Here is a 12781-nt window from a genome sequence, read left to right as displayed (position 1 = left end):
GGTGCGCGGCCGTGTCAGGGCAACCCGGCCGCCCGGGCGGTCAGTCGGTCGGTCAGTCGGTCGGCTTGAACGTGGCGAACGCCGTCTCACGCAGCGTCCGGCACTCGTCGTCGTCCCAGGCGTCCGCCTTGCAGCTGATCATGATCGAGTAGCCGTGGGTGGCGTCGACCTTGAAGCCCCGGTTGAGTACTCGGATCCGCATGCCCTGCTGGTCGCGTGTGAACTCCCAGTCGGCCACGGTCGGATAGCCGTTGTACTCGACCTTCTTTATCCCGATGTGCTTGTAGCCGTTGCTGAGGCTCTTGGTCGCCGCGACCGCCCCGGCCCAGGCGGCCGCCGCGTCGTCCTTCGGGGAGGAGTTGTAGTCGATCTGGACGCGGGGGAATCCGCCGTCGGCGTTGTAGATGGCGCCGGAGTTCTGTCCCGCTATCTTGTCGAACTTGAATTTCCCAGGCATCGCCATGGAGAAGTGGAACTGCTGGTTGGTGACCGTCTTGAACCCGGCGGGCAACGCGTCCGGGTCCGGGGTCTGCTCGCCGGTCTCCGGCGAGGGGGACGTGCCGCCGGTCGCCTCGCCCTTGTCCTGGCCCTGGCCGTCCTTGCCGCCGTCCTGCTCGCTGCCGTCGCCCTTGCCCGAGCTTCCACCGGAGGCGGCCTCGGTGTCGCCGCCGCCCGCCGCACCGGCGGACGCGGCGGTGTCGCCCTTGGAGCCGCCGCCTTCGTTGCCCGTGTCGTCATCGCCGAGGGTGAGCGCCAGGACCGTACCGAGGACGGCGAGCACGACGACGCCGGCGATGACCGCCAGCGTGCGGCGCGGCACGACATCGGTGATCGACGCGCGGGGCACGGCCGGACGTCCGGAGCCCGCGGGCCCGGAGGCCGACGCCGTGGCGGCCGCGCCCGGAGCATGCGAGGGCACCGGGGGAACGCCGGCGCCCGCGGCCGGGGACTTCGCGTTGCGTACGGACCGCAGGGCGCCGCGCAGCCGGTCCCGCGTTCCCTCGGCGATCCCGGAGACGCCGACCGGGGTGGTCGCGGAGGAGGATGCGGAGCCGGCGGCCTGACCCGCGGGGGCCGATCCGCCGGTGTCCGGTCTTCCGGAGCCCGTGACGGCCCCGGGCACGCCGCTCTCGGCTGCCGGGGTGGACGCTGCGGCGGCTGCGGCCGCAGCGGCGGCGGCCTTCTTGCCACCGCCCTTGGAGTCGCTCCTGCCGCCCTTGTCGCTCTTGGCGTCACCGATCGCGGGCAGCGCCATGACCTGGGTGGAGTCGGCCGGCGGCACGACGGGCTGTTCCGGAGCATTGATCACCGCGTTGAGCAGGACGCGCGCCCCGGCGTCGTCCAGCCGCTCGTCGGGGTCCCTGGCGAGCAGGCCGTAGATGACCTCCTCCAGCATGCCCGCGTGCGCCGGCGGCTCGACCGGTTCCGTCATCACCGCGGTGAGCGTGGCGATCGCCGAGCCCTTGTCGTACGGCGGGCGCCCCTCGACGCTCGCGTACAGCAGCCCGCCCAGCGACCACAGGTCGGCGGGCGGCCCCGGCTTGTGGCCGCGGGCCCGCTCGGGCGAGATGTAGGAGGGGGCGCCGACGAGCATGCCCGTCGAGGTGACCGAGGGGTCGCCCTCGACCTGAGCGATCCCGAAGTCGGTCAGGACGACCCGTCCGTCCTCGGAGATCAGCACGTTGGACGGCTTCACGTCGCGGTGCAGGATGCCCTCGCGGTGCGCCGAGCGCAGCACGTCGAGGATGGCGAGACCGACCTCCGCCGCGCGCCTCGGCGTCAGCGTCCCGTCCTCACGGATCACCTCGGCGAGGGACTTGCCCTCGATGAGTTCCATGACGATCCACGGCCGGTCGTCCTCGTCGACCACGTCGTAGACCGTCACCGCGCTGGTGTTGCGGATCCTCGCGATCGCCTTCGCCTCACGCAGGGTTCGCGTGATGAGACGCCGCTTCTCGTCCTCGTCGATCGACGACGGGAACCGCAGTTCCTTGACCGCGACCGTACGCCCCAACGTCTCGTCGGCAGCACGCCAGACCGTGCCCATGCCGCCCCGGCCGAGCACCTCCCCGAGCCGGTACCGCCCCGCGAGGAGACGTCCGTCCTTGTCCCCTTGGGGCTCCCGCGACTGCTCCGCCTCCGACATGCGTCCCCTCTGCGATCAACCCGCCCTGGCAGAGCGTTCATTGTCCCTCACCCCGGGACCGGTCGTGGCCCCGGGTCCGGGGCGGCCCTCGTGCGGCCGGCGGAAGAAATCCCCTGCCATGCCTACATACAGGGCGCTGCCCACCGCCCCGCCGGTGCTGACTCCGCCCGCCCTGGGAACGGCGAGCCTGCCAAGCGAACCACACCTCACGACCGCATCGTCCTACCTCCCCCGGTTCGCCGTCGAGGGCCGCGCCCCCGCGGCCCTCTTCCGGCGCCCCCGAGACACCCCCGGAGCGAAGGGGAATACGACTCCGCGGGCCGGGGAATTCCCCCTCCCCGCCCGCCGAACGGAGCCGGCCCGCCCGCGCCGGGGGCCCCCGGACGGGGCCCCCGGCGCGGCTTTTTGAGACGCCCTCAGCGAGGCACGATGTCCGGCGCCCCCAGCCGAGCCGCGTCCGCCGTCTGGTCGTCGGGCTGCCGCTGGGACTCCCTCTCGGCCTCCACGCGCTTGCGGTAGTGCTCCACCTCCCGCTCGACCTGGTCCGTGTCCCAGCCGAGCACCGGCGCCATCAGGTCCGCGCACTCCCGGGCACAGCGGGTGCCCCGGTCGAAGGTCTCGATGGAGATCCGGGTGCGCCGCGTCAGGACGTCGTCGAGGTGCCGGGCGCCCTCGTGCGAGGCGGCGTAGACGACCTCGGCCCGCAGATAGTCCTCGGCGCCGGCCAGCGGCTCACCCAGCGAGGAGTCGCCCTTCACGAGCTCCAGGAGCTCCTCGGTCATCGAGCCGTACCGGTTGAGCAGGTGCTCGACCCGGACGACGTGCAGACCCGTACGGGCGGCCATCCTGGCCCGGGCGTTCCACAGGGCGCGGTACCCCTCGGCGCCCAGCAGCGGGATGTCCTCCGTGACGCACTCCGCCACCCGCTGGTCCAGCGCGTGCACCGCCTCGTCGACGGCGTCCTTCGCCATCACCCGGTACGTCGTGTACTTGCCGCCCGCCACGACGACGAGCCCGGGCGCCGGGTGCGCCACCGTGTGTTCGCGCGAGAGCTTGCTCGTGGCGTCCGACTCGCCGGCCAGCAGGGGGCGGAGCCCGGCGTAGACGCCCTCGACGTCGTCCCTGCCCAGCGGGGTGTTCAGCACCGAGTTCACGTGTTCGAGGAGATAGTCGATGTCGGCGCTGGAGGCGGCCGGATGGGCCTTGTCCAGATCCCAGTCGGTGTCGGTCGTGCCGATGATCCAGTGCCGTCCCCACGGGATCACGAAGAGCACCGATTTCTCGGTCCGCAGGATGAGCCCGGTCGAGGAGTGGATCCGGTCCTTGGGCACCACGAGATGGATGCCCTTGGACGCCCGGACGTGGAACTGGCCGCGCTCGCCGATCAGGGCCTGGGTGTCGTCCGTCCACACCCCGGTGGCGTTGACCACCTGCTTTGCCCTGATCTCGTACTCCTCGCCGCCCTCGACGTCCTGCACCCGCGCGCCGACGACCCGCTCGCCCTCGCGGAGGAAGCCGGTCACCCGCGCCCTGTTGGCCACATGCGCGCCGTAGCCCGCGGCCGTGCGCACCAGGGTCGCCACATAGCGCGCGTCGTCCATCTGGGCGTCGTAGTACTGCAGGGCGCCGACCAGGGCGTCCTTCTTGAGCGCGGGAGCCACCCGGAGGGCGTGCCGCCGGGAGAGATGCCGGTGCACGGGCAGTCCGCGGCCGTGGCCGGAGGAGACCGACATCGCGTCGTACAGCGCGACGCCCGAGCCCGCGTAGAGCCGTTCCCAGCCCTTGTGCTGCAGCGGGTAGAGGAAGGGGACGGGCTTCACCAGGTGCGGCGCCAGCCGCTCCAGCAGCAGCCCGCGCTCCTTCAGCGCCTCCCGTACGAGTGCGAAGTCCAGCATCTCCAGATAGCGCAGCCCGCCGTGGATCAGCTTGCTCGACCTGCTCGATGTGCCGGACGCCCAGTCGCGCGCCTCGACCAGTCCGGTCGAAAGGCCTCTGGTGGCGGCGTCCAGCACGGTGCCGGCGCCGACCACGCCCGCTCCCACGACCAGCACGTCCAGTTCGCGCTCGGCCATCGCGGTCAGCGCCTCGGCGCGCTCCGCGGGTCCCAGTGTCGCTGTCCTCACTGCTGCCTCCCGGTATTCCCGGTGCATCGGGGGTCGTACGGCACGTGAGCGGAGACCGGCCGGAGGGCCGGGCGCCCGTGCCCACCCCTCGATTCTGTCCGCGGTCCACGACTTCAGCCACCGCCTGTGGACAACACCCGCCCCACAAGAGTCACAGAATGCGACATATAGGTCATATTTACGCCTAGTCTGACATAGCGCTGTCCCCAGCAGTTGCACTTTCTGTCTCTTGGTCTTAGGGAAAGGACGGCCCACATGCCCGCAGACCTCGCCGTCATCGGACTCGGTCACCTCGGCCTGCCCCTCGCCCAAGCAGCCGTAGGCGTGGGAATCCACACCGTCGGCTACGACACCGACCCACGCCCCTTCGCCGAACTCTCCGCGGGCCGTACTCCGGTCGAGGGATCCCTCAGCGCATCCGACATCCGGCGGATGATCTCGGGCGGCTTCCGGCCCACCGCCGACCCGGCCGAACTGGGGCGGGTGCGCACCGCCGCGATCTGCGCCCCCACCCCCCTCGGGCCGGACCGCGCCCTCGACCTCCGCGCCGTCACCGACGCGGCCCGGGCGCTCGCCACCCGCCTGCGGCCGCACACCACCGTCCTGGTGGAGTCGGCCGTCCCGCCCGGCACCACCGAGAACGTCGTACGCCCCCTGCTGGAGGAGGGCTCCGGGCTGCGCGCCGGACGGGACTTCCACCTCGCCCACTCCCCCGGCCGCCTCGACCCAGGCAACCGCACCCACGCGTACGGCAACACCCCGAAGGTCATCGGCGGCCTCACTCCCGCCTGCACCGAGTCGGCCGCCGCCTTCTACGGGCGGCTCACCGACAAGGTCGTCCGGGCCCGCGGGCCGCGCGAGGCGGAGATGACGAAGGTCCTCGAAACCAACTTCCGGCACGTCAACATCGCGCTGGTCAACGAGATGGCGGTGCTCTGCCACGACCTCGGTGTCGACCTCTGGGACGTCATCAGGTGCTCCGAGACGAAGCCGTTCGGCTTCGAGCCGTTCCGCCCCGGCCCGGGTGTCGGCGGCCACGGCGTCCCCGTGGATCCGGGCTACTTCCCGTACAACAGTCGTACGCCCGGACACCCCTTGCGCATGGTCTCGCTGGCGAAGGAGATCAACGACCGGATGCCGAGCTATGTGATCCAGCGCTGCGCGACCCTGCTGAACGAACACGGCAAGTCCGTCCGGGGGGCCCGGGTCCTGCTGCTCGGTGTCACCTACAAGCCGGACCTCGCCGACCAGGAGGCCTCGCCCGCCCGGGAGATCGCGACCCGGCTGATGGACATGGGTGCCCAGATCGGTTACCACGATCCGCACGTGCTGGACTGGCGGGTGCGCGACCTGCCCGTCCCCCGCGCCGACTCGCTCTACGAGGCCGCCGCCGGGGCCGATCTGACGGTGCTCCTCCAGCACCACCGCACGTACGACCTCCAGGGGCTCGCGGTGAAGGCCCAGCTCCTCCTGGACACCCGGGGGGCGACCCCGGCTGGGGCCGCGCACCGGCTGTAGGGAAGGCCCCGAGGCCAATGCCCCCAAGGATTACGGTGGGCCATGTCGGCATGGACTGCTAGCCTGCGGCGTCACTTCTCGCACAGTCGTGCGCGTATTCGTCCCAGGGGGAAGATCCACCATGAGCCAGCCCGTGCAGCCGCCGAACCCACCGCAGCAGCCCTACGGCGGACAGCCGGCGGACGGCAACCCGTACGCGGGTCAGCAGCCCGTCCAGCCCGGCAACCCGTACGGCCAGCAGCCTCCGGCGCCGACGGGCAACCCGTTCGCGGGACAGCAGGGCCAGCAGCCGGGCCAGTTCGGCGGTGGACCGTTCCCGCCCGCCCCGCAGGCGGCCGGCAACAAGGTCGGCCTCGGTGTGCTGGCCGCTCTGGGCGCCGCGATCGTGGCCGCCATCCTCTACGGCGTCCTGGCCGGGTCCATCGAGCGTGAGGTCGGTTACGCGGCCATCGGCGTCGGCTTCCTGGTCGGCTTCGCCGGGAGCAAGATCGGCGGCGCCAACCCCGCCGTCCTCGGCGCCGGCGCCGTCTTCTCCCTGGTGGCCGTCTTCCTCGGCCAGCTCATCGGCATGTCGATGATCCTCGCGGACGGTCTGGGCGTCGGCTTCTCCGAGGTGTTCTTCGACCACTTCAGCGACGTCCTCGACATCTGGAAGGAGGAGGCCGACTTCATGACGTACCTCTTCCTCCTCCTGGGCCCCGTGGCCGCCTTCGGTGGCGCCAAGCGCGCCGGCTGACACTTCGCGCACGCACGACGGCCCGGACCATTTCCCTGGTCCGGGCCGTCACGCGTATCGCGGGGGAGATCAGCGGCGGTGCTGCGAGTCCGCCACCGTCACCTCGACGCGCTGGAACTCCTTGAGGTCGCTGTAGCCCGTGGTGGCCATCGCCCGGCGCAGCGCGCCGAAGATGTTCATCGAGCCGTCGGGGTTGTGCGAGGGGCCGGTGAGGACCTCCTCCGTCGTGCCGACGGAGCCGAGGTCGACCAGCTTGCCGCGCGGCACGTCCTCGTGGACGGCCTCCATGCCCCAGTGCCGGCCGCGGCCGGGCGCGTCCGTGGCGCGGGCCAGCGGGGAGCCCATCATCACGGCGTCCGCGCCGCAGGCGACGGCCTTCGGGATGTCGCCGGACCAGCCGACGCCACCGTCCGCGATGACGTGGACGTACCGGCCGCCGGACTCGTCCATGTAGTCACGGCGGGCCCCGGCCACATCGGCGACCGCGGTCGCCATCGGGACCTGGATGCCGAAGACGTTGCGCGTGGTGTGCGCCGCGCCGCCGCCGAAGCCGACGAGGACACCGGCCGCGCCGGTGCGCATCAGGTGCAGGGCGGCGGTGTACGTGGCGCAGCCGCCGACGATGACCGGGACGTCCAGCTCGTAGATGAACTGCTTCAGGTTGAGCGGCTCGGCTGCACCGGAGACGTGTTCGGCGGAGACCGTCGTACCGCGGATGACGAAGATGTCCACACCCGCGTCGACCACGGCCTTGGAGAACTGCGCGGTGCGCTGCGGCGACAGCGCGGCGGCGGTGACGACACCGGAGTCGCGCACCTCCTTGATGCGCTGCCCGATCAGCTCCTCCTGGATGGGGGCGGAGTAGATCTCCTGGAGCCGCGGGGTGGCGGTCTCGACGGGCATCTCGGCGATCTCGTCGAGAAGCGCCTGCGGGTCGGCGTGCCGGGTCCACAGCCCCTCGAGGTTGAGGACGCCGAGGCCGCCCAGCTCACCGATGCGGATGGCGGTCTGCGGGGAGACCACCGAGTCCATGGGGGCGGCCAGGAAGGGCAGCTCGAAGCGGTAGGCGTCGATCTGCCAGGCGATCGAGACCTCCTTCGGGTCGCGGGTGCGGCGGCTCGGCACGACAGCGATGTCGTCGAACGCGTATGCCCGGCGACCGCGCTTGCCGCGCCCGATCTCGATCTCAGTCACGATGGTGTGCCTTTCCTCTACGTCTGCGCTGACCAGTATCCCCGACACACAGGTGAGGGGCGGTCCCGGGAACCCCGGTCCGCCCCTCAGCTGCGTTGATGTCTTACTTCCTGCTGTAGTTCGGTGCTTCGACCGTCATCTGGATGTCGTGCGGGTGGCTCTCCTTGAGACCCGCCGAGGTGATCCGGACGAAGCGTCCCTTGCTCTCCATCTCGTCGACCGAGGCCGCACCCACATAACCCATCGTCTGGCGGAGACCGCCGACGAGCTGGTGCAGCACGTTGGCCAGCGGGCCGCGGTAGGGCACCTGGCCCTCGATGCCCTCGGGGACGAGCTTGTCGTCCGAGGACACCTCGGCCTGGAAGTAGCGGTCCTTCGAGTACGAGCGGCCCTGCCCACGGGACTGCATCGCACCCAGCGAACCCATGCCGCGGTACGACTTGAACTGCTTGCCGTTGATGAACATCAGCTCACCCGGGGACTCCTCGCAACCGGCGAGCAGCGAGCCGAGCATCACCGTGTCCGCGCCGGCCACCAGGGCCTTGCCGATGTCGCCGGAGTACTGCAGGCCGCCGTCGCCGATGACCGGGACGCCCGCCGCGCGGGCGGCCAGCGCGGCCTCGTAGATCGCGGTGACCTGCGGGACGCCGATGCCGGCGACCACACGGGTGGTACAGATAGAACCGGGTCCGACGCCGACCTTGACGCCGTCCACGCCGGCGTCGATCAGCGCCTGGGCGCCGTCGCGGGTCGCGACGTTGCCGCCGATCACGTCCACGTCCACGGCCGACTTGATCTTCGCCATCCAGTTGAGGGCGTTGCTGTTGTGGCCGTGCGAGGTGTCGACGATCAGGAAGTCGACCCCGGCGGACGCGAGCGCCTGCGCGCGGTCCAGCGCCTCGGGGCTGGCACCGACGGCCGCGCCGACCAGCAGACGGCCTTCGGCGTCCTTGGCGGCGTTCGGGTACTGCTCGGCCTTCTTGAAGTCCTTGACCGTGATGAGGCCCTTGAGGATGCCGGCCTCGTCGACCAGCGGCAGCTTCTCGATCTTGTGGCGGCGCAGCAGCTCCATGGCCTCCACGCCGGAGATCCCGACCTTGCCCGTGACCAGCGGCATCGGCGTCATGACCTCGCGCACCTGGCGCGACCGGTCCGACTCGAAGGCCATGTCACGGTTGGTCACGATGCCGAGGAGCTTGCCCGCGGCGTCGGTGACCGGCACTCCGCTGATGCGGAACTTCGCGCAGAGCGCGTCGGCCTCGCCGAGCGTGGCGTCGGGATGCACGGTGATCGGGTCGGTCACCATGCCGGACTCGGACCGCTTCACGAGGTCGACCTGGTTGACCTGGTCCTCGACCGAGAGGTTGCGGTGCAGCACACCGACACCGCCCTGCCGGGCCATGGCGATGGCCATCCGGGCCTCGGTCACCTTGTCCATCGCGGCGGAGAGCAGCGGGATGTTCACGCGTACGTTCCGCGAGATGAGCGACGAGGTGTCGACCGCGTTGGGCAGCACGTCAGATGCGCCCGGCAGCAGCAGCACGTCGTCGTATGTCAGCCCGAGCGTCGCGAATTTCTCGGGCACTCCGTCGACGTTTGCAGTCATGACACCTTCCCCAAATGGCCTTGATCGGTGCGGATGTCCATGCTAACGGCCCAACGGGGTGTCTCATTCCACGAGCAAGATCACCTGGCGGTTCTGTGGCTTCCTCCACATCGTGGGAGCCCGCAGGAACCGGCCTCTACTGGCCCGCGAGGGCCCGCAGTCTGCTCAGCGCGCGGTGCTGGGCGACGCGGACGGCGCCCGGGGACATCCCGAGCATCTGCCCGGTCTCCTCCGCGGTCAGTCCGACCGCGACCCGGAGGACCAGCAGCTCACGCTGGTTCTCCGGCAGATTGGCGAGAAGCTTCTTGGCCCAGGCCGCGTCACTGCTGAGCAGCGCCCGCTCCTCGGGGCCGAGCGAGTCGTCGGGCCGCTCCGGCATCTCGTCGGAGGGCACGGCCGTCGATCCGGGGTGCCGCATCGCGGCGCGCTGGAGGTCGGCGACCTTGTGGCCCGCGATGGCGAAGACGAACGCCTCGAAGGGCCTGCCGGTGTCCTTGTACCGCGGCAGCGCCATCAGGACCGCGACGCAGACCTCCTGCGCGAGGTCCTCGACGAAGTGACGGGCATCACCGGGCAGCCGGCTCAGCCGTGACCTGCAGTAGCGCAGAGCGAGGGGGTGGACATGGGCCAGCAGGTCATGGGTGGCCTGCGCGTCGCCGTCGACGGCACGGTGCACCAGTGCACCGATCGCCGTCGTCCCGTCCTCGCGCATCGGACCATGGTGCCTTGGCGGCGTCCGATCCGATGCATCGCGTCCCGAGTTGTGCACCGAAGCGTTATCAGCGGGTGCGCCGGTATGTGCGTCGTCTGCGTCGTGAGCTAGTGCTCCAGCGTTCTGAGCGGTTGCGCCGGATGTCATGTCCTGCGCCCTCCCCTTCCGCTCGACCGAATGTTCCCCGAGGAACTCCACAACCCCAAGGATGCGGCATCGGCCGGGAAGCGTCACATAACGCTGGTGGGGAGGGCCCGGCCGCAGGTCCGCCGCCACCGTCGCCCCGTCCGCCGGCATGCGGACGGGATCGCACGGCTACCGGCCGCGCGGCGGCATCAGCGGACCAGACCCCAGCGGAATCCGAGCGCGACGGCGTGCGCACGGTCCGAGGCCCCGAGCTTCTTGAACAGACGCCGCGCGTGCGTCTTCACCGTGTCCTCGGAGAGGAACAGCTCACGCCCGATCTCCGCGTTGGAACGCCCGTGGCTCATGCCTTCGAGCACCTGGATCTCCCGCGCGGTGAGGGTCGGCGCCGCCCCCATCTCGGCGGAGCGCAGCCGGCGCGGGGCGAGCCGCCACGTCGGATCCGCGAGCGCCTGGGTCACCGTCGCGCGCAGCTCGGCGCGCGAGGCGTCCTTGTGCAGATAGCCGCGGGCCCCGGCGGCGACCGCGAGCGCGACACCGTCCAGATCCTCGGCGACGGTCAGCATGATGATCCTGGCCCCGGGGTCCGCCGAGAGCAGCCGCCGGACCGTCTCCACACCCCCCAGACCGGGCATGCGTACGTCCATCAGAATCAAATCCGAACGATCGGCCCCCCAGCGGCGGAGGACTTCCTCGCCGTTGGCCGCCGTCGTCACACGCTCGACGCCGGGCACGGTCGCAACCGCGCGGCGGAGCGCTTCTCGGGCAAGCGGGGAGTCGTCGCAGACGAGGACGGATGTCATGACCGTCCTCCGCAGCTGATGCGCGTCACCTTGAGCCTCCAGGCTGATACAAGTCGTCACCTGTGCGGTTGACCCCCTCGGACATCTGCCCGAGCTCGTTCTCCGTCAACCGCCTCTCCCCCATCAACGACGGTCACTCGAAAGAGTTACGGGTCGAAGCATCCGGTTCGGCACTCTAAGTGAGGGCCCGTACACGGAGGAGAGCGACACGGGATCATTCATCCCTCAACCGATCTCTCACCCTGCGACCTGCCCCATTTAGCGGGTTTTCTTCCCTTTTGCTGGCGTCTGCGGCTAGATTCCCAATCAGTCATATTTACATCTACTAACACCGTAGATGTACGGTCGGGACTCAGGTCACCGACGAGCAACAACGGTCGAGGAAGCCGTTTCCGAACCAGCAAGGTTTCGAGGGGACACGCAATGGCAGATTTCTCCCGCCTTCCCGGACCCAACGCGGACCTGTGGGACTGGCAGCTGCTGGCCGCCTGCCGCGGGGTCGACAGTTCGCTCTTCTTCCACCCCGAAGGGGAACGCGGAGCAGCCCGGAGTGCCCGTGAGACCTCTGCGAAAGAGGTCTGCATGCGCTGCCCGGTGCGCGCCGAGTGCGCGGCGCACGCGCTCGCGGTACGAGAGCCCTACGGCGTATGGGGCGGTCTGACCGAGGACGAGCGCGAAGAGCTCATGGGCCGCGCCCGCAACCGTCTGATCTCCGCCCACTCAGGACCGGCCCCGGAGGCCGGTCACACCTGACACTCAGCCCGACCCGCCGAACGAAGAAACGTTTCCTCACACCTGCCGCAGGGCCTGGCGCCACGGGTACCGCGGGCCGGGCAGGTCAGCGTGCGGCCGCCAGGGACAGCTGGTCCAGGGTCGCCGCCACCGCCGGCACCCGGGAGAGGTCGGGCAGGGTGAGGGCGACGATCTCCCGCTCCACGGCAGGCTCCACCGTCACGGTGCGGGCCCCCTTGGAACGTACGGACTCGATGGCCAGCCGGGGCAGGACGGCGACCCCGAGACCCGCTCCGACGAGGCCGATCACCGCCGGGTAGTCATCGGTGGCGAAGTCGATCCGCGGGGTGAAGCCGGACTCCTCGCAGACCTCGACCAGCTGGCGCCGGCAGCGCGGGCAGCCGGCGATCCACGACTCGTCGGCCAGCTCCCCGATGCCCACCGCGTCCGCGTCCGCCAGCCGGTGCCCCTCGGGCACCAGGCCGATCAGCCGGTCCCTGAGCAGCGGGCGCACGACCAGGTCGTCCCACTCGCCGCCGGCCGTCCCGTAGCGGAACGCCAGCGCGATGTCGCAGTCCCCGTCGCGGAGCATCTCCACCGAACGCGGCGGTTCCGCCTCGACGAGCGAGACCTGGGTGCCGGGGTGCGCGGCGCGCAGCGCGGCGAGAGCCCCGGGGACCAGGGTGGAGCTCCCGCTGGGGAACGACACGAGCCGGACCCGGCCGGCCCGCAGCCCGGCGATCGCGGCGATCTCCTCCTCGGCGGCGGTCAGCCCCGCGAGGATGCCGGAGGCATGCCGCACCAGTGCCTCACCCGCCTGGGTGAGGCGCATCTCGCGCCCCGTACGGATCAGCAGCGGAGTCCCCGCCGAGCCCTCCAGAGCCTTCATCTGCTGGCTGACGGCGGGCTGGGTGCAGCCCAGCTCCCGCGCGGCGGCGGAGAAGGAGCCGGTGGTGGCCACGGCGCGCAGGACACGGAGATGACGAGCTTCGATCACCCCTCAACCATAAGGGACTCTTGCAGCTTCGGGCGATTAATCATGAGCGGCTTTGAGGGCAGCCCCATTA

At 70.8% G+C, this 12781-nt stretch carries 10 protein-coding genes; 3 read left to right on the top strand and 7 right to left on the bottom strand.

Annotated elements, in window-relative coordinates:
- Positions 1 to 52: 52 nt before the first annotated feature.
- Positions 53 to 2146 carry a serine/threonine-protein kinase gene (locus tag OG379_RS23680; protein WP_405665032.1) on the bottom strand — a complete coding sequence of 698 codons (2094 nt, stop codon included), beginning with the start codon at positions 2144 to 2146 and terminating at the stop codon, positions 53 to 55.
- Between the two features lie 416 nt (positions 2147 to 2562).
- Positions 2563 to 4269 (bottom strand): glycerol-3-phosphate dehydrogenase/oxidase, encoded by a 1707-nt coding sequence (locus tag OG379_RS23675; protein ID WP_393762393.1) that lies wholly within the window; start codon positions 4267 to 4269, stop codon positions 2563 to 2565.
- 255 nt (positions 4270 to 4524) lie between these two features.
- Here OG379_RS23675 and OG379_RS23670 point away from each other — a divergent pair, with 255 nt between their 5' ends.
- Together OG379_RS23670 and OG379_RS23665 are read left to right on the top strand one after the other, a co-directional pair.
- On the top strand, positions 4525 to 5787 hold the full coding sequence (locus OG379_RS23670; protein WP_405665031.1) for a nucleotide sugar dehydrogenase: 1263 nt from the start codon (positions 4525 to 4527) through the stop codon (positions 5785 to 5787).
- Positions 5788 to 5908: 121 nt separating this feature from the next.
- Positions 5909 to 6523: a hypothetical protein gene (locus tag OG379_RS23665; RefSeq protein ID WP_405665029.1), complete on the top strand. Its 615-nt coding sequence runs from the start codon at positions 5909 to 5911 to the stop codon at positions 6521 to 6523.
- A 69-nt stretch (positions 6524 to 6592) separates the two neighbouring features.
- Here OG379_RS23665 and OG379_RS23660 read toward each other — a convergent pair whose 3' ends face one another.
- The 4 genes from OG379_RS23660 to OG379_RS23645 form a co-directional block, all read right to left on the bottom strand.
- Complete coding sequence (locus OG379_RS23660) at positions 6593 to 7717, bottom strand: GuaB3 family IMP dehydrogenase-related protein (RefSeq protein WP_099173810.1); 1125 nt, start codon at positions 7715 to 7717, stop codon at positions 6593 to 6595.
- A 103-nt stretch (positions 7718 to 7820) separates the two neighbouring features.
- Entirely contained in the window at positions 7821 to 9323 is a 1503-nt protein-coding gene (guaB, locus tag OG379_RS23655) for an IMP dehydrogenase (protein WP_393762399.1), read from the bottom strand.
- Positions 9324 to 9459: 136 nt separating this feature from the next.
- Complete coding sequence (locus tag OG379_RS23650; protein ID WP_393762401.1) at positions 9460 to 10035, bottom strand: sigma-70 family RNA polymerase sigma factor; 576 nt, start codon at positions 10033 to 10035, stop codon at positions 9460 to 9462.
- Between the two features lie 335 nt (positions 10036 to 10370).
- Complete coding sequence (locus OG379_RS23645) at positions 10371 to 10982, bottom strand: response regulator transcription factor (RefSeq protein ID WP_003948568.1); 612 nt, start codon at positions 10980 to 10982, stop codon at positions 10371 to 10373.
- Positions 10983 to 11405: 423 nt separating this feature from the next.
- Between OG379_RS23645 and OG379_RS23640 the strand changes: the two genes are divergently transcribed.
- Complete coding sequence (locus OG379_RS23640; protein ID WP_099173812.1) at positions 11406 to 11735, top strand: WhiB family transcriptional regulator; 330 nt, start codon at positions 11406 to 11408, stop codon at positions 11733 to 11735.
- A gap of 85 nt (positions 11736 to 11820) precedes the next feature.
- On the opposite strand, the gene OG379_RS23635 is transcribed toward OG379_RS23640, so the two are convergent.
- Positions 11821 to 12711, bottom strand: coding sequence for a LysR family transcriptional regulator (locus OG379_RS23635; RefSeq protein WP_401513126.1), 891 nt, complete (start codon positions 12709 to 12711; stop codon positions 11821 to 11823).
- Between the last annotated feature and the right edge of the window lie 70 nt (positions 12712 to 12781).

It is taken from the genome of Streptomyces sp. NBC_01166, assembly GCF_045039765.1.
Taxonomy (GTDB): domain Bacteria; phylum Actinomycetota; class Actinomycetes; order Streptomycetales; family Streptomycetaceae; genus Streptomyces.
Note: the sequence above shows the minus strand (reverse complement) of the source record. Positions and strands in the feature narration are given on the sequence as shown.

Excerpts from the sequence above, each read along its gene's own strand:
- OG379_RS23665 (WP_405665029.1), top strand. The coding sequence starts at position 5,909 with ATGAGCCAGCCCGTGCAGCCGCCGAACCCACCGCAGCAGCCCTACGGC.
- OG379_RS23645 (WP_003948568.1), bottom strand. The coding sequence starts at position 10,982 with ATGACATCCGTCCTCGTCTGCGACGACTCCCCGCTTGCCCGAGAAGCG.
- OG379_RS23670 (WP_405665031.1), top strand. The coding sequence starts at position 4,525 with ATGCCCGCAGACCTCGCCGTCATCGGACTCGGTCACCTCGGCCTGCCC.
- OG379_RS23680 (WP_405665032.1), bottom strand. The coding sequence starts at position 2,146 with ATGTCGGAGGCGGAGCAGTCGCGGGAGCCCCAAGGGGACAAGGACGGA.
- guaB (WP_393762399.1), bottom strand. The coding sequence starts at position 9,323 with ATGACTGCAAACGTCGACGGAGTGCCCGAGAAATTCGCGACGCTCGGG.
- OG379_RS23650 (WP_393762401.1), bottom strand. The coding sequence starts at position 10,035 with ATGCGCGAGGACGGGACGACGGCGATCGGTGCACTGGTGCACCGTGCC.
- OG379_RS23640 (WP_099173812.1), top strand. The coding sequence starts at position 11,406 with ATGGCAGATTTCTCCCGCCTTCCCGGACCCAACGCGGACCTGTGGGAC.